Source organism: Paenibacillus sp. FSL R10-2199 (assembly GCF_038000235.1).
GTDB classification, from domain to species: Bacteria; Bacillota; Bacilli; order Paenibacillales; family Paenibacillaceae; genus Paenibacillus_AQ; species Paenibacillus_AQ phytohabitans.
Window position 1 is genome coordinate 2,615,573 of sequence record NZ_JBBOBO010000001.1, and the last position, 16,620, is coordinate 2,632,192.

The window sequence follows — 16,620 nt, forward strand, 5'->3', positions numbered from 1 at the left end:
ATTCAAACCAGAGGTGAAGCCATGAAACAAATGATCGTTCACTGCACACAGCATATTACTCGTATGGCACTTCTGGAGAACGGGAGGCTGGTGGAATATGCGGCTGAACGCGATCAGCAGCAAGGTCTGGTCGGGAGTTATTATAAAGGTCGGGTTATGAATGTGCTGCCGGGTATGCAGGCGGCTTTTGTAGATATCGGACAGAAAAAGAATGCCTTTCTGTATGTAGACGATGTGCTGCATCCCCATCTGGAGAAGCAGCCGGAGGTGAAGCCCTCTATTGAGACGCTGCTGCAGCCCGGTCAGGAGATCGTCGTCCAGGTGAGAAAAGAGCCGCGTGGCGGCAAGGGGGCGCGGGTGACTACCCATTATACCTTGCCCGGACGCTGGATGGTGTATATGCCTTTTGCCGAGTATGTCGGGGTTTCCAAAAAAATCAGCCGCGAATCCGAGCGCAGCCGGCTTAAAGGAATCGGCGAACGGTTGCGCCAGGGTGAAGAAGGAATCATTATGCGTACAGTCTCCGAAGACGAGCCTGTGGAGGCTGTTGAAGGGGATCTGGCCTTTTTGCGGGCCCAGTGGGAAGTAATTACCCGGCGGGCTAAGGAAGCGGACGCGCCGACTTTGCTGCACTGTGATCTGAGCATCGTTCAGCGGTTTATCCGGGATGCCTTCAACCCGCAGCGTGATGAGCTGATGATTGATTCGGCCAAGGCGGTTAAAGAGGCGGAAGCATTCCTTACAGATATGGCTCCCGAAGGGTACAAGCCTGTAGGATTCTACCGTGGACAAGAGTCCATCTTCTCGGCATATGGTGTGGGAGATCAGCTCCATAAGAGCTTCAGCCGCAAAATCATCCTTGAAGGCGGGGCTACGCTCATTTGGGATGAGACAGAGGCGCTCACCGTTATTGATGTGAATACGGCTCAGTACACCGGCGGGACGAACCTCGAGGATACTGTAACACGGACCAATCTGCTGGCGGCGGAAGAGATCGGGCGGCTTGTCCGTCTGCGGGATACGGGCGGCATTATTATCGTTGATTTCATTGACATGGAGCGGGAGGAGCACCGGAAGCAGGTCATCGCGAAGCTGGAGAGCATCATCAGCCGTGACCGCACCAAGACGCATATTCTCGGCTGGACCCATCTGGGCCTGCTGGAAATGACCCGCAAGAAGGCAAGGCATGATTCGGCCGGATTTGCTCCGGTGATCTGTCAATGCTGCGGCGGGACCGGCAAAGTAGGGACATGGCTGGAGTAGGGCAGTTTTTTCACGCTAAGAAGGTACCGTCTGTTAAAAGGATGATAAAGCCGCTTTCTACTTGACTTAGGATAATTAGTATGATAATATCTTCAAGTATGTGTTTGGTTGTTAATTTCCTGCACATGCTGTAACCGCTCCGATCGGGTATATCAAGTGCAATTCCTCCGGGGGTTGCCACCTAGACTAGGCGAGTCTGAGACATGAGGAGGTGCAAGTACAATGTATGCAATTATCGAAACTGGCGGTAAACAATACAAAGTCCAAGAGGGCGACGTGTTGTTCATTGAGAAGCTGGAAGCTGAAGACGGCGCAAGCGTAACGTTTGACCGTGTCTTGGCTGTTTCTAACGAAGGTGGTTTGACTGCAGGAACTCCGCTGGTAAGCGGCGCGTCTGTAACAGCCAAAGTCGAGAAACATGGTAAAGGTCATAAGGTTGTAGTTTACAAATACAAACCTAAGAAGAACTACCACAAGAAACAAGGCCATCGTCAACCGTACACCAAAGTAACTATCGAGAAGATTCAGGCGTAAGAAGGTGCGTTAATGATTAACGTGCGGATTACACGGGCTTCTGCTCAAGGTGTCATTGTCGGTTTTGCCGTCAAAGGGCATGCGGAATACGCAAGGAATGGTAAAGACATCGTCTGCGCGGGTGTTTCGACCGTTACGGTTGGAACTGTGAATGCGATTGAAAGCCTGACCGGTGTAGTCCTGGATACTTCGATGAAGGATGGTTTTCTGAGTGGAACCCTGGTTCCCGTGAATGATCCTGAAGTCTCCGCCAAGGTGCAGCTTTTGCTGGAATCCATGGTGCTGATGCTCAAAGATATCGCTAAATCTTACAGAAAATTTGTTCAGATACAGGAAGTCATTATTTGAAGAAGGAGGTTGACAACATGTTGAAATTGGATCTTCAATTATTCGCATCGAAAAAAGGTGTAGGTTCCACAAAGAACGGACGTGATTCCCACTCTAAACGTCTTGGCGTGAAACGTGCTGACGGTCAAGCAGTAACCGGCGGCAACATCTTGGTTCGTCAACGCGGAACAAAAATCCACCCGGGCACTAACGTGGGCATCGGTAAGGATGATACACTGTTCGCACTTGTGGACGGCGTAGTGAAGTTCGAACGTTGGGGTCGCGATCGCAAAAAAGTGAGCGTGTATCCGGTTGATGTCGCTCCGGTAGCAGCGGCACTGGAAGCGTAAGCTTTCGGAACCTATTTAGATGAGAAGCCTCCGGCATGAGTGCCGGGGGCTTTTTTTGAAAATATTCGCACCTATAGAATTCAAGTCAAACACCCGGCAGGAATGCTGGTGATTGCAGGGAAAGCCTGTGTTATACTGGGAAATGGAAAATATCTAGCAATATAAGCAACCGCTACATTGGAATGAATTTTGCGAACCGAGGGACGGGGAGAAAGAATGAAATCCTGGAAAATTATTGTCTGGGCAGTCATGTTATCCGCAGTGCTTCCTTTAGGTCTCGTGTATTGGCAACCCTCCCTTTTCACATGCCTGCTGCTCGGTGTATGGGTAGCGGCAGTGCTTGCATTCAGCTTTCTTTACAACCGGCGTCATTATGAAGAGGAACTGCGTATACAGGAGAAGACTCTGCAGCAGGCGGCAAACCGGACACTGAATCACCATCGTCATGATTGGATGAACGATCTGCAGGTACTTTACGGATATATCCAGCTGGGCAAGCCTGATAAATCCGTGTTATGTGTGGAAAGAATAAAGGAGCGTATCGCGCTGGACAGCCGTATCGCCAAACTGGGGGTTCCTTCACTGGTATTCTACCTGCAATCCTTCCGTACCTACAGAAGCAGCCTGGAGCTGGAAATAGAGGTGGAAGAAGGGCTACAGCTGGAGGACAAGCTCAGTCCCGAAACAGGCGATGAGCTGACGTCTGTGATTATGCAGACCGTTAGGGCGTATCAGTACAGCGGACTTGCACCACAAGGAGAAGCGCGGAAGCTTCGGCTCGGATTTTCACAGGAGGGAAGAGACATTCTTATCTCTTTCGAAGGTGAGGGAGATCATGGCAATCCCGAACTGCTGCAGGGGCAAATTTATAATATAGTACAAGGAAAAATCATGAAGGCGGAGCAGTTTCAGCCGAGCACAAGCTATGTAGAACTGCGTTTACCGCTGGAGATGTAAGGAAGGTGAACATTAATGTTCGTAGATAAAGCTAAGATTTATGTTAAGGGCGGCGACGGCGGAGATGGTCTCGTGGCGTTTCGCCGTGAGAAGTATGTACCGGAGGGCGGTCCTGCCGGCGGCGATGGCGGCCGCGGCGGAGATGTGATTTTCCGGGTAGATGAAGGCTTGCGTACACTGATGGATTTCCGTTATCAGCGCCATTTCAAGGCCGATAAGGGAATTAAGGGACGCAATAAGAGCCAGCACGGGGCGAACGCTGATCACATGATCGTGCGCATTCCTCCGGGAACTGTGCTGATCGATGATGATACCCAGGAGATCATTGCCGATATGACCCGTCATGGACAACAGGTCGTTGTGGCCCGCGGCGGCCGTGGCGGCCGGGGGAATACCCGGTTTGCGACTGCAAACAACACTGCGCCGGAGCTTGCCGAGAACGGCGAAGAAGGCCAGGAGCGTTATATCGTAATGGAACTGAAGGTAATGGCAGACGTAGGTCTGGTAGGATTCCCGAGTGTGGGTAAATCTACATTGCTGTCGGTAGTATCTGCTGCCCAGCCGAAGATTGGTGCCTATCACTTCACAACAATTACACCAAACCTTGGTGTAGTTGACGTTGGGGATGGCCGCAGCTTTGTTATGGCGGATCTGCCGGGCCTGATTGAAGGTGCGAGTGAAGGTGTGGGGCTTGGACATGAGTTCCTGCGCCACGTTGAACGTACACGTATCATCATTCATGTCGTGGATATGTCCGGCTCTGAAGGCCGTGATCCCTTCGAGGATTGGGTGATGATTAATGACGAGCTGAGGCAATACAACGCTGCACTGATTGACCGTCCGCAGATTGTTGCGGCGAACAAGATGGATATGCCTGATTCCGAAGAGAATCTTGCCGCCTTCCGCGAGCGTGTGGCGGAGCTTCGTCCGGATCTTGAAATCATGCCAATATCCTCGCTTACCCGTCAGGGAGTGCAGGAACTGCTCTACCGGGCAACGGACGTGCTGGATAGTATTCCTGTCGCACCGGTCGTTGAAGAAGTGGCTGAAACTACTGAGCGCAAGGTGTACAAGCTGGAAGCGGAAGAAGATAATTCCTTCACCATTACCCGCGACAATGAAGCATTTGTAGTCACCAGTCCGCGTATTGAGCGGATGCTGAAGCGGATGCAGCTGAGTACACATGATGCTATCCTCAAGCTGGCCCGTACCTTGCGTCATATGGGTGTGGATGCCGAACTGCGCAAGCGCGGTGCTGTAGAAGGCACTATTGTGCGCATTGCTGATTTCGAATTCGAGTTTGTTGAGAACAGCAGCTACTATTAATATCTGCGCTTGTTGCTGAATGCTGTCAAGCGGCTTTGAATATGCCGGCTGTGTTTCCCGTGAGGGGACACAGCCGGCTTTTTTAATAGACAGGGGAATAAAAGAACTGCTTTTTATAAAGTCTGCTTTAAATATTTGGCTAAATTTACTACAATCATATGTGGGCCCGAGAACGGGAATAGGTCATGGGCGGACGGATTTATCTGCAACCGAATCCAAATAAGGAAATCCCCGTATATAATTAAGGGCAATAAGCACTAATTTCCAGCTGAACCAACCGATAATATAAATACAAACCTGTCATGAAAGAGGGAATAGGCAGATGGCAATTATTGAAGTAGTCAAATATGACGGGCCTGCAGGCGTCTTCGCCTGGAAATATCCTAATCAGGAGTTGGGCACATGGACACAGCTGATTGTGAATGAATCCCAGGAGGCGATTCTGTTCAAAGGCGGTGAGGCACTCGATTCCTTCACAGCGGGACGTCACACGCTCAGCACGGCGAACATCCCGATTCTGTCGAATGTAGTGAATCTGCCGTTCGGCGGCAAATCACCGTTTACAGCGGAAGTATGGTTCGTGAACAAGATGAACTCTATGAACGTCAAGTGGGGGACAAGTTCGCCGCTGCAGCTGCAGGATCCCAAATACCAAATCATGATCTCTGTCCGCGCCTTCGGCCAATTCGGAGTCAAGATTGAGGATCCCCGCAAATTCCTGCTGAAGCTGGTGGGGACGCTGCCTTTATTTGATCAGGACACTATGGTGAGTTATTTCCGCGGGCTGCTGATGTCCAATATTAATGAACTGATCTCTTCTTATCTGGTGCACAAAAAAATCAGCATTCTGGAGATCAATGCCTATGTCGTAGAAATTTCGAAGCATATACAAGGCCGTCTGGCGTCGTCCTTCCTAGATAGCGGGATCGAGCTGAATAATTTCTTTATTGATTCCATTAACATTCCTGATAATGATCCGGCCATACTCCGATTGAAAGAGGCTTTAGCCAAAAAAGCAGAGATGGACATCATCGGCTTCACCTATCAGCAGGAACGCAGCTTCGATACCATGGAGGAAGCCGCAGGGAATCCGGGTAATTTAGGCGCCGGGATGATGAATACCGGCCTGGGGCTCGGTATGGGCTTTGGCCTTGCCGGACCTGCGACTGATATGATGAACAGGATGACACGCGGCATGTCACTGGACGGCGGTACGGCGGCAGCACCGGGAACAAATTCCAAATCCTGTGCAGGCTGTGGAACGCTTAACCCGGCAGATGCTCGGTTCTGTACCGGCTGCGGTCAGAGCCTGCAGCCGGTGCCTGCTGCAGCTAGCAGTACTTGCCGCAGCTGCGGCAAGCCGGTAATTCCCGGCGCCAAATTCTGCCCGCACTGCGGGGAGAGCCTGATCATTAAATGCACGGGTTGCGGGCATGAACTGCAGCCCGGACAGAAATTCTGCGCGGAATGCGGAACAAGGGCGGCTAATGGGTGAGCCGGATGAATAAACAGAGGTCTTACACGGGGCTTATCACTGTCATTTATGCTGCTGTTCTGGCGGTCACTGTTTTCTCCTTCTTCATGCTTGGATTTTCTGAGTCGCTGGTGCGTTTCATAGTGACTCTGCTTGCCGTATGCATTGCTGAGACTGCCGTATATGGTTATTGCGTATTTTGGCTGCGTTCCGCTCCTGATGTCAGCAGGACTTCACCGCTACTCCTGAGCGGGGCTTGGATTGTTGCCCTATATGTATTCGTGGTAATTGCTTTAGCTGTGCTGCTTGACTGGATTCTGGAACTGAGCCCGCTCTGGTATGCGGGAGTGCAGCTAGTTGTGTTGGTTACTGCTGTGGCTGTTCTGGAAGCGATAGGGTTATATGGCCGGAATGCAGCGTCACAGGAACAGAGGGATGCCGATGCCTCAAGGAATCTGCGGCGTTACCGGCAGGAACTGCGAGAGATTAGAGAGCTTGCGGGGAGCTGGAAGCATCCGGAATCCATTCGTTTGACTGAGCTGGTGGGTTCCTTAGAGGAAAGGTTCCAGTACAGTGATCCGGTTTCGAATCCGGAATTGGCCGCAACCGAGGATATGATAAGCCAGCAGATTTCTCTGCTTCATGATCATGTTGCCTTATTGCTTGTACTGAAGGAGCCGCCAGGCGGCTGGGAAGCGGAAACACAGGAATTGACGGATAGTATTGCCGGCACGCTCCAGCGGCGCAACCGGGAGCTGGCGGCACTTAAATAGGAGGAAGATTACGGAATGGGTATCGTGAATGAGCTAGAGGGACTGCTGCCGGGCCGGGAAGGCCAGCCGTCTGACGGTCTGCCCAAATATGAGCGGACAACATTTGACTATGTAACTATTGGAGTGGGCTACCTTGTGATGCCAATCGGCCTTGTGCTTGCTTTGATCCGCTTCTTTGGAACACATTACAAAAATTACCGCAAACCCGTCAACTACAGCCTGCTGTATCATGTTTTTGTAGGGGGTTTTGTACAGATGATGGGCTTTATCCTTTATTCGATATATAGTGACGACGGGATCGATGTCATGACGTTAATTATAATGTTAATCCTCTTTGCCCTTGTTCTGCTCCTGCCCGCGTCAGCTTTTGCCAAAAGGGCGGCCAAAGCCAGATTCCGCTTCTCACAGCTGGCTAATCAATATGTGCAGCTAATTACTGCGGGAAGAGTACGTTATATTGGGAATCTGGCTGACCGTACCGGCCAAAGTGAGAGCGATGTGAACAGAGATCTGATCTACCTCAAGAAGTATGGGGTGCTGGACTCCGGGCTGCTCTTCAGTGAGGGAGCGGATACTGAGCCTGATGCTCCGGTTAATCAGGCGGATTCATCGCCATTTTCTTCCCCGGGCGGACAAGCGGTATATCAGCCGCCAAGACCGCAGCAGCAGCCGAAGTCCATACGCTGCCCTGGCTGTGGTGCGCAGAATACAGTCTCCCCTCTTCAGTCCAAGAGCTGTGACTACTGCGGTACGACCGTCTCTTACAGTTAAGTGAAGGCTGTTCCTCCTGATTAACGGGTGGAATAGCCTTTTTTGAAAATTCAAGGTCACATGCTGTCAGAGGAAAAAGTGTTGCAATTTAAGTCTTCAATCCCGTATAATGTCCACTATGTACATACAAAAGTCTTTGGGGTGAGGACGTTCGTGAAAGAACGCTATTATTTGGTCCGGGAGGACATATTGCCCGATGCTGTACTGAAGACCATGCAGGTCAAGCAGCTGCTGGAAGCAGGAGATGCCAAAACGGTACACGAGGGCGTGGAGCAGGTTGGGCTTAGCCGCAGCGCTTTTTATAAATACAAAGACGGAATTCATTTAATTCATCAGCTGGAACGTGAGCGTATAGTAACCATCTCGATAGATCTGGAGCACGAATCAGGTATGCTCTCTAAAGTGCTGGGTTCAGTAGCTGTCCACGGGGCCAACGTGCTGACGATTCACCAGAGTATCCCGCTGCAGGGGCGGGCCAACGTGGTGATCTCTGTTGAAATTTCTCATTTAAATGAAGAATTAGGCGATTTACTGGATAGTCTAAAGGCAATCTCGGGTGTGAAGCGGGCGTTAATTATCGGCCAGGGCTAGTATTGCTTAACAAAACTTAAGCCTATGCTTACGAAGTGAGTTTTGCTTGAAGTGAATACAAGGAGCAGACGCTCGCAAAACTTTTAGGAGGATACAAATGAAGCCGGTTAAAGTGGGATTGCTGGGTTTGGGTACAGTAGGTACGGGCGTAGTCCGTATCGTTGAAGGGAATCAGGAGGATTTGAGCAGCCAGGTAGGCTCGCCGATCCTGATTGAACGTATTGCCGTGAAGAATACGGAGAAGCCGCGGGAAATTGAAGTCGATCCATCCAAGATCACCGATGACCCGTGGGAGGTTATCCGGGACCCGGAAATTGATGTCATTGTCGAGGTCATGGGCGGTATTGCGGGAACGAAAGAGTACATTCTAGAGGCGCTGGAGCGCGGCAAACATATCGTTACAGCCAACAAGGACCTGATGGCCCTGCATGGCTCGGAGATTCTGGCCAAAGCTCAGGAGAAGCAGTGTGATGTGTTCTACGAGGCCAGCGTTGCTGGAGGCATTCCGATTATCCGTACACTGATTGAAGGATTCTCCTCCGACAAGATTATGAAGATTATGGGTATCGTTAACGGGACAACCAACTACATACTTAGCAAAATGAGCCAGGAAGGCGCGTCTTATCTGGATGTGCTGAAGGAAGCACAGGAACTCGGGTATGCTGAATCTGATCCAACCTCCGATGTGGAGGGTCTGGATGCTGCCCGCAAGATGGCGATCTTGGGCACCCTTGGCTTCCGGACCAACGTTGAACTCAGCGATGTCAGTGTGAGCGGGATTTCCGGCGTGAGCAAAGAGGATATTGCTTTTGCCAAGCGGCTGGGCTATGAGATGAAGCTGCTCGGCATTGCCGAACGCCAGGATGAAGAATTCAGCATCAGTGTGCAGCCTACGATGATCCGTGCCAGCCACCCGATTGCATCCGTGAACGGAGTATATAATGCCGTATATGTGTATGGGCAAGCTGTAGGGGAAACGATGTTTTATGGTGCCGGAGCAGGCGCAATGCCTACCGCAACCTCGATTGTGGCAGATCTTGTGGCTGTAATTAAGAATCTGAAGCTGGGTGTGAATGGGCTTAAGCAGATTGTCCCCTATAAGCAGAAGAAGCTGAAGAGCGATGAAGATATCTTCTACAAGAACTTCCTCCTCCTGCACGTAGATGACAAAGCGGGTGTGCTGGCGAAGATTACTCAAGTGTTTGCCGAATATGATGTCAGTCTGGATTCCGTAGTGCAGCAGGCTAATGCCAATAACCCGGATGCAGAAATCATTATTGTAACGCACAATGCCAGCAAGGCGAGTATGAATAAAGTAATGCGGCATTTAGAGCAATTGAACGTCATTCACCGCATCAAAAGCCATTATCGTGTAGAAGGCTGAGTACCGCATTCCGAAATTCATCGGCTGCGTGCAAATATAACGAAGGAGATTTCCCACGCCATGAGTATTTACGGAAGGTCTAGAGTAAAAGTCCCTGCCAGCACCGCCAATCTCGGTCCGGGATTCGATACACTGGGCATGGCACTGTCACTGTATGCCTGGATTGAGATGGAAGAGGCGGCAGAAACGGTATTTCACCTGTATGGTGATGAGATGAAGGGTATCGCCCGTGACAAAAGCAATCTGCTGTACAAGGTAGCCCAGATGGTATTTGCAGAAGCCGGGGTTTCGGTCCCCGAACTATCCATCTCGATGTATTCAGAAATTCCGCTTACCCGGGGTCTCGGCAGCAGTGCTTCCGCGATTGTTGGCGCATTGGCCGCAGCTAATGCTATGATTGGTTCACCGCTTGGGTCTGCGAAGCTGTTTGATATGGCCACAGCGCTTGAGAAGCATCCTGATAATGTTGGAGCCTCCATCTTCGGGGGGATTATCACAGCAGCATGGGATGGGCAGCATGCCGATTATATCCGGATAGAGCCTCCACAGGCGCTGGAAGTGCTTGTGGTTATTCCTGAATTTGAGCTGGAGACAGTCAAAGCAAGAGGGCTGCTGCCTGCCGAAGTTACAATGGGCGATGCTGTCCATAATATCAGCCGTACCTCACTGCTAACTGCAGCACTATCCGCCGGCCGGCTCGATATGATTGGCAGAGCGATGCAGGACCGCCTGCATCAGCCGTACCGTGCTCCTATGGTGCCGGGTATGGAGAAGCTGCTTGCCGAGGCGCCGGGACGTGGTGCTCTGGGGATTGCGCTAAGCGGCGCAGGCCCTACATTGTTATGTATGGTGGACCGTAGCAGCGACAAGAAGCAGGAACTGGAGCATTTCCTGACAGAAACGATGCAGGAGAACGGGATTCCTTCCCGGACTGTATGGCTGTCGCCATGTACTTCAGGTGTTACTACGGAGGTGCTTGAAAGAAACGGGATGCAAAACGGATCATTTTTGGATATGATAAAAGGAGAATTACAGTCATGAAATCAATAGCGGTATTGCCTCAGGGCTCGGTGTCGCATGAAGCGCTGCTGCATTTATTTGGGGGTAACCCGGTAAATATTGAGCATCATAAGCTGATATCCGATGTCTTTCTGTCTACGGCGAACGGAGTTACGGATTACAGTGTGATTCCGATTGAGAATACGATTGAAGGCTCGGTCAGCCTGCATATTGACTGGCTCATTAACGAGGTGAATCTGCCGATGCAGGCGGAGTGGATTTTTCCGTCGGTGCAGAATCTAATTGGTAATCCGCAGGAATTCACGGATGGGAGCGGACATAAGGATTATACGAAGATTGTCAAAATCCTGTCCCATCCGGTTGCTATGGCACAATGTCTGCAGTTCATCCGCAAAGCCGCACCTTGGGCGGAGCTGGAATCTGTGGGCAGCACTTCCGAAGCCGTTGAGATTGTAAAGAATAATCCCGGCAAGGGCTGGGCCGCCATCGGTACGTCACTGGGGGCAGCTACGCACGGGCTGGAGATCGTGGAGCGGCAGGTTACAGACCATAACAACAATTACACGCGTTTTGTACTTGTTGGCCAGGAGAAGCTGGAGCTCCCGCTAGAGAGCAGCGGGGACAAGACGAGTATTCTTGTGACGCTGCCTGAGGATTTTCCGGGTGCGCTGCATCAGGTGCTGGCTGCATTTTCCTGGCGGAAGCTGAATCTGTCGCGGATTGAATCACGTCCGACCAAGAAGAAACTGGGTACTTATTATTTCTATATTGATGTGCTGGAACCGATAGAGTCGGTGCTGCTCCCGGGGGCGATCGAAGAGATCAAGGCCTTGGGTTGCCAGGTAAGGATTCTGGGGTCCTATCCCACATACACCTATGAGGAAGAGAAAGCGGAGGTGCAGTAAGTTCATGGCTGAACAATGGATCTATCTGGATGGACAACATGTAACGAAGGACAATGCTAAGGTATCTGTATTTGATCACGGCTTTTTATATGGAGACGGTATTTTCGAAGGAATCCGTATTTATAACGGCAACATTTTCAAATGCAAAGAGCATCTGGACAGGCTGTATGATTCGGCCAAATCGATTATGCTGGAGATTCCGCTGACGTATGATGAGATGCTGGAGGCTATGGCTGAGACTATCCGCCTTAATGAAATGCGCAACGGGTATATCCGTCTGATTGTTTCGCGCGGTCCCGGTAACCTGGGGCTTGATCCGCGCCGCTGTCCCAAAGCGAGTGTCATTATTATTGTAGAGCAGCTGGCGATCTACCCGGAACAGGCTTATCTGAACGGACTCCGTGCCGTGTCGGTATCCCAGCGCCGTAATATCCCGGATGCGCTGAATCCGAAGATCAAATCGCTGAACTATCTCAACAACATTCTGGTGAAGATCCAGTCTAATCTGGCGGAAGCCGATGAAGCGATCATGATGAATGCGCAAGGATATGTAACCGAGGGATCGGGCGACAACATCTTCATTATCAAAAGAGGAGTAGTCTACACGCCTCCCTGCTATTTGGGCGCGCTTGAAGGAATTACCCGTCTGGCGATTATCGAGCTATGTGAGAAACTGGGCTTGCCGCTGAAGGAAGAACCGTTCACCATGCATGATGTATATATTGCTGATGAAGTGTTCTTCACCGGTACCGCAGCCGAAGTTATTGCGGCCCGTGAAATTGATGGCCGGATTATCGGTTCCGGTCACGCTGGCCCGATTACCCTGCAGCTGCTTGAAGAATTCCGCAATGTTGTGGATAAAGACGGTTATAAGGTGTGGGGATAGTTCCTTAATAGTTATTCCGCAAACCAATGAATGAATATAGAAGCAATCCTCCCATGGAGCCATGGGAGGATTTTTTTTGTATTAGGGATGTCATTCGCCCATGGGCTGCATAAGATGTAGTAACGAAGGAGGCGGCTGTACCGCATATACCATGCTGAAGTGCAGTAATCCCTGAACCGGGGGGCAACGTCGATCAACAGATACTTATTAGGAGGTAAATGCTGCGTGAAAATACACATTGTTAAGCAAGGCGATTCGCTGTTTGCGTTATCGCAGAAGTATGGAGTGCCGCTGCAAAAAATAATTGAGGCCAATCCGCAAATCACGAATCCAGATGTACTCGCTGTCGGAGATAAGGTCAAAATACCGGCAGCCCCGATACCTGTACCAGATAACAGTGAGGTCTATTACAAGCATACCGTCAAGCAAGGCGATACCTTGTGGAAGCTCTCCAAAGCATGGGGCATTACGCTGAAGGACATGATTGATGCCAATCCGCAGCTTAAGAATCCCAATGTTCTGATGACAGGGGAAGTAGTGAATATCCCTAAGAAAGCTAATACTGCTTCTCCTATTCAGGCTCAGTCTGTCTCTCCGGCAAAAGCTAATACTACTCCCATTCAGGCACAATCCACAGCACCTGCAGTCGTAGACAAAACAGCTATTGGCGGAAAAACCTATACCGGGCCCATAGAAAAGCCGGCTCCTGTCGTGTCCCCTGCCGCAGAAGCTGTCCCGGTTCCCATTGCTGCTCCTGTGCCAGCGCCTAACCCTGCGCCCAATAAGGCACCCGAAGTGATGCCGATCCAGGAAATCGTCCATGAGAAACAAAGCTTATATGTACAAATCTCAGTTCCGGCACAAGAAGCCATCACATATGAGATGCCCAAAGAAGCACATAAAACTGAGGTTCAGCCAGCGGCATGGAACGATGGTAAAGTCTCTCCATGCGACAAGACCGAAGGTTATCCAGGTCTGAATGAAAACCCGTATTTCATGAATTATCCGCCGGTGTATCCTGTGTATGAGCCAATGGGGATGATGGATATAAACGCTGCACCTAACTACATTCAGCCTGCAGCTTTCATGCCGGATTGCCCGCCGTACTATGCTTATCCTGAAGGAGATTATCCCGGAGCCTGGTACCCGAACGCTGCGCCAGACTATAACAATGCGGCAATGTCCGCAGTGAGCCCTGTGAACGATAACGCATCTTTTGTATCTCCGCAGTATAGCGGCCAGCCGGTCAATCTCCCTTGGCCTTCCTGCGGATGCGGCGGAATGTCTATTCAGCCTTATCCGTATGAGCAAGCAATGCAGCCTATGTACAATACGTATCCGGTGTATGGTATGCCGCAGCAGGGAATGGTATCCCCTTATTCAGCAGAAATGAATTCAATGCCTAGTGCGCTGTCACCGGTGTACGATCAGCCAATGGTATCGAATATCCCGCCTTATCCATCCTACCCTGGTATGGAGAACTTTGCCCATAACCGTGTACCTGAAATCCAGGTCCCTGAGCCTGCAGTGCAGGAAGCAGCAGAGACTCCTGAAGCAGGACGCACCGAAGCACAGACTGTTAAGAACTCCAAAGGTGGAGCTTCCAAACCGGCAGCGGGAAAAGTGAAAACTTCCAGCCAGACAACCACAGCCAAAGCTAAGACTTCTTCCAAAACAAGTTCAAGCTCAAACGGACGTTCAAGTACAGCCAAAAAGAATAAGAATCCATGGATTTCTAACTAAGTCTGAAACTTTAGTTTATGGAGTGCATGCAGGTCACGCATAAAATGCGGGCTTGCTGCACTTTTTGGAGTTTTGCAGGTACAGAGACTTGTATAGTATAACTATGGAGTTCTATAGAACCATTTTTGAAATGGTAAATATTGAGGGTTGTTTTTAGTAATAAATGCATGGTATATTATAAATCCAGTCGCAAGGCGGAAGCCTTTTCACAAGATTGGACATGTTAATCTGACGAGTATGCAAACAGCTTCTGAAAAATAAGTATTGCATTCAGATGAGAAACATGATATATTATAAAAGTTGCTGGTGACGCGGTAATCGTCGCTAACAACGAGCTTGATCTTTGAAAACTGAACAACGAGTGAGTACCGGAAATCACGAAAGTGACTTCCAAAAAAAGAGAATGAAAATTCTCGTCAGATGTTTCAAAATGAGCAATCGCTCTTTCTAAATACAATTTGGAGAGTTTGATCCTGGCTCAGGACGAACGCTGGCGGCATGCCTAATACATGCAAGTCGAGCGGAGTTATGAAGGAGCTTGCTCTGGATTAACTTAGCGGCGGACGGGTGAGTAACACGTAGGCAACCTGCCCTCAAGACTGGGATAACTACCGGAAACGGTAGCTAATACCGGATAATTTCTTTCCTCTCCTGAAGAGAGAATGAAAGGCGGAGCAATCTGCCACTTGGGGATGGGCCTGCGGCGCATTAGCTAGTTGGTGGGGTAACGGCTCACCAAGGCGACGATGCGTAGCCGACCTGAGAGGGTGAACGGCCACACTGGGACTGAGACACGGCCCAGACTCCTACGGGAGGCAGCAGTAGGGAATCTTCCGCAATGGGCGAAAGCCTGACGGAGCAATGCCGCGTGAGTGATGAAGGTTTTCGGATCGTAAAGCTCTGTTGCCAGGGAAGAACGTCCGGTAGAGTAACTGCTACCGGAGTGACGGTACCTGAGAAGAAAGCCCCGGCTAACTACGTGCCAGCAGCCGCGGTAATACGTAGGGGGCAAGCGTTGTCCGGAATTATTGGGCGTAAAGCGCGCGCAGGCGGTCATTTAAGTCTGGTGTTTAAACCTTGGGCTCAACCTGGGGTCGCACTGGAAACTGGGTGACTTGAGTACAGAAGAGGAAAGTGGAATTCCACGTGTAGCGGTGAAATGCGTAGATATGTGGAGGAACACCAGTGGCGAAGGCGACTTTCTGGGCTGTAACTGACGCTGAGGCGCGAAAGCGTGGGGAGCAAACAGGATTAGATACCCTGGTAGTCCACGCCGTAAACGATGAGTGCTAGGTGTTAGGGGTTTCGATACCCTTGGTGCCGAAGTTAACACAGTAAGCACTCCGCCTGGGGAGTACGGTCGCAAGACTGAAACTCAAAGGAATTGACGGGGACCCGCACAAGCAGTGGAGTATGTGGTTTAATTCGAAGCAACGCGAAGAACCTTACCAGGTCTTGACATCCCGATGAAAGCATTAGAGATAGTGCCCCTCTTCGGAGCATTGGAGACAGGTGGTGCATGGTTGTCGTCAGCTCGTGTCGTGAGATGTTGGGTTAAGTCCCGCAACGAGCGCAACCCTTGACTTTAGTTGCCAGCAGGTAAGGCTGGGCACTCTAGAGTGACTGCCGGTGACAAACCGGAGGAAGGTGGGGATGACGTCAAATCATCATGCCCCTTATGACCTGGGCTACACACGTACTACAATGGCCGGTACAACGGGAAGCGAAACCGCGAGGTGGAGCCAATCCCAGCAAAGCCGGTCTCAGTTCGGATTGCAGGCTGCAACTCGCCTGCATGAAGTCGGAATTGCTAGTAATCGCGGATCAGCATGCCGCGGTGAATACGTTCCCGGGTCTTGTACACACCGCCCGTCACACCACGAGAGTTTACAACACCCGAAGTCGGTGGGGTAACCCGCAAGGGAGCCAGCCGCCGAAGGTGGGGTAGATGATTGGGGTGAAGTCGTAACAAGGTAGCCGTATCGGAAGGTGCGGCTGGATCACCTCCTTTCTATGGAGAATCGTCACCTGCAACGGTGACATTCAAATCGGAAGCGTAAGCTTCCACAACGAACCTTAGGGTTCAAACACTCACTCGTTGGTCAGTTTTGAGAGTTTAAGCTCTCATCTTTAAACTGTCTGAATTTTCGAACATCACAATCGTGATTGTCCCGAAATTTCAGCACCTTGATCCTTGAAAACTGGATACCGAAACGAATTTGCGTTTTAGAACATCTTTTAGCTGAAACTTGTGTAAGCAAGTTGAAATAGTTATTAGTGCAGAACGAAGGTTTTCGATTGTGCAGCGACCTTTGG

General features: G+C 50.6%; 15 protein-coding genes, 1 rRNA gene and 1 other annotated feature. All 16 genes read left to right on the forward strand.

Annotated elements, in window-relative coordinates:
* The first annotated feature begins 21 nt into the window (after positions 1-21).
* The 16 genes from NYE33_RS11465 to NYE33_RS11540 all read left to right on the forward strand — a co-directional run bounded on the left by NYE33_RS11465 (position 22) and on the right by NYE33_RS11540 (position 16,315).
* Complete coding sequence (locus NYE33_RS11465) at positions 22-1,263, forward strand: Rne/Rng family ribonuclease (protein ID WP_341065869.1); 1,242 nt, start codon at positions 22-24, stop codon at positions 1,261-1,263.
* Positions 1,264-1,385: 122 nt separating this feature from the next.
* Positions 1,386-1,471 (forward strand) — a sequence feature (ribosomal protein L21 leader region).
* A gap of 14 nt (positions 1,472-1,485) precedes the next feature.
* Positions 1,486-1,797, forward strand: coding sequence for a 50S ribosomal protein L21 (gene rplU, locus NYE33_RS11470; RefSeq protein WP_036698983.1), 312 nt, complete (start codon positions 1,486-1,488; stop codon positions 1,795-1,797).
* A 12-nt stretch (positions 1,798-1,809) separates the two neighbouring features.
* Positions 1,810-2,145 (forward strand): ribosomal-processing cysteine protease Prp, encoded by a 336-nt coding sequence (locus NYE33_RS11475; protein ID WP_042139581.1) that lies wholly within the window; start codon positions 1,810-1,812, stop codon positions 2,143-2,145.
* Between the two features lie 17 nt (positions 2,146-2,162).
* Entirely contained in the window at positions 2,163-2,474 is a 312-nt protein-coding gene (gene rpmA, locus NYE33_RS11480) for a 50S ribosomal protein L27 (protein ID WP_020429282.1), read from the forward strand.
* A gap of 216 nt (positions 2,475-2,690) precedes the next feature.
* Positions 2,691-3,431 (forward strand): Spo0B domain-containing protein, encoded by a 741-nt coding sequence (locus NYE33_RS11485; RefSeq protein ID WP_042139580.1) that lies wholly within the window; start codon positions 2,691-2,693, stop codon positions 3,429-3,431.
* A 15-nt stretch (positions 3,432-3,446) separates the two neighbouring features.
* Positions 3,447-4,757: a GTPase ObgE gene (gene obgE, locus NYE33_RS11490; RefSeq protein WP_042139579.1), complete on the forward strand. Its 1,311-nt coding sequence runs from the start codon at positions 3,447-3,449 to the stop codon at positions 4,755-4,757.
* 322 nt (positions 4,758-5,079) lie between these two features.
* A complete protein-coding gene (locus tag NYE33_RS11495) occupies positions 5,080-6,252 on the forward strand; it encodes an SPFH domain-containing protein (RefSeq protein WP_340985635.1) in 1,173 nt (390 codons plus the stop codon).
* Between the two features lie 5 nt (positions 6,253-6,257).
* Positions 6,258-7,004: a hypothetical protein gene (locus NYE33_RS11500; protein WP_144026194.1), complete on the forward strand. Its 747-nt coding sequence runs from the start codon at positions 6,258-6,260 to the stop codon at positions 7,002-7,004.
* Positions 7,005-7,019: 15 nt separating this feature from the next.
* Entirely contained in the window at positions 7,020-7,775 is a 756-nt protein-coding gene (locus tag NYE33_RS11505; RefSeq protein WP_042139576.1) for a hypothetical protein, read from the forward strand.
* A gap of 153 nt (positions 7,776-7,928) precedes the next feature.
* Positions 7,929-8,366, forward strand: a complete 438-nt coding sequence (locus NYE33_RS11510; RefSeq protein ID WP_039300484.1) for an ACT domain-containing protein — start codon at positions 7,929-7,931, stop codon at positions 8,364-8,366.
* Positions 8,367-8,463: 97 nt separating this feature from the next.
* Positions 8,464-9,750 (forward strand): homoserine dehydrogenase, encoded by a 1,287-nt coding sequence (locus NYE33_RS11515; protein WP_039300481.1) that lies wholly within the window; start codon positions 8,464-8,466, stop codon positions 9,748-9,750.
* Positions 9,751-9,810: 60 nt separating this feature from the next.
* The gene (gene thrB, locus NYE33_RS11520; protein WP_076247793.1) at positions 9,811-10,791 is read left to right on the forward strand and encodes a homoserine kinase; all 981 of its coding nucleotides are present in this window, start codon (positions 9,811-9,813) and stop codon (positions 10,789-10,791) included.
* The gene (gene pheA, locus NYE33_RS11525; protein WP_042139574.1) at positions 10,788-11,675 is read left to right on the forward strand and encodes a prephenate dehydratase; all 888 of its coding nucleotides are present in this window, start codon (positions 10,788-10,790) and stop codon (positions 11,673-11,675) included. Before thrB ends, pheA begins: the two co-directional genes overlap by 4 nt.
* A 4-nt stretch (positions 11,676-11,679) precedes the next feature.
* A complete protein-coding gene (ilvE, locus tag NYE33_RS11530) occupies positions 11,680-12,561 on the forward strand; it encodes a branched-chain-amino-acid transaminase (protein WP_042139573.1) in 882 nt (293 codons plus the stop codon).
* Positions 12,562-12,786: 225 nt separating this feature from the next.
* Complete coding sequence (locus NYE33_RS11535) at positions 12,787-14,304, forward strand: LysM peptidoglycan-binding domain-containing protein (RefSeq protein WP_076247790.1); 1,518 nt, start codon at positions 12,787-12,789, stop codon at positions 14,302-14,304.
* Between the two features lie 455 nt (positions 14,305-14,759).
* A 16S ribosomal RNA gene (locus tag NYE33_RS11540) occupies positions 14,760-16,315 on the forward strand.
* Positions 16,316-16,620: the final 305 nt, after the last annotated feature.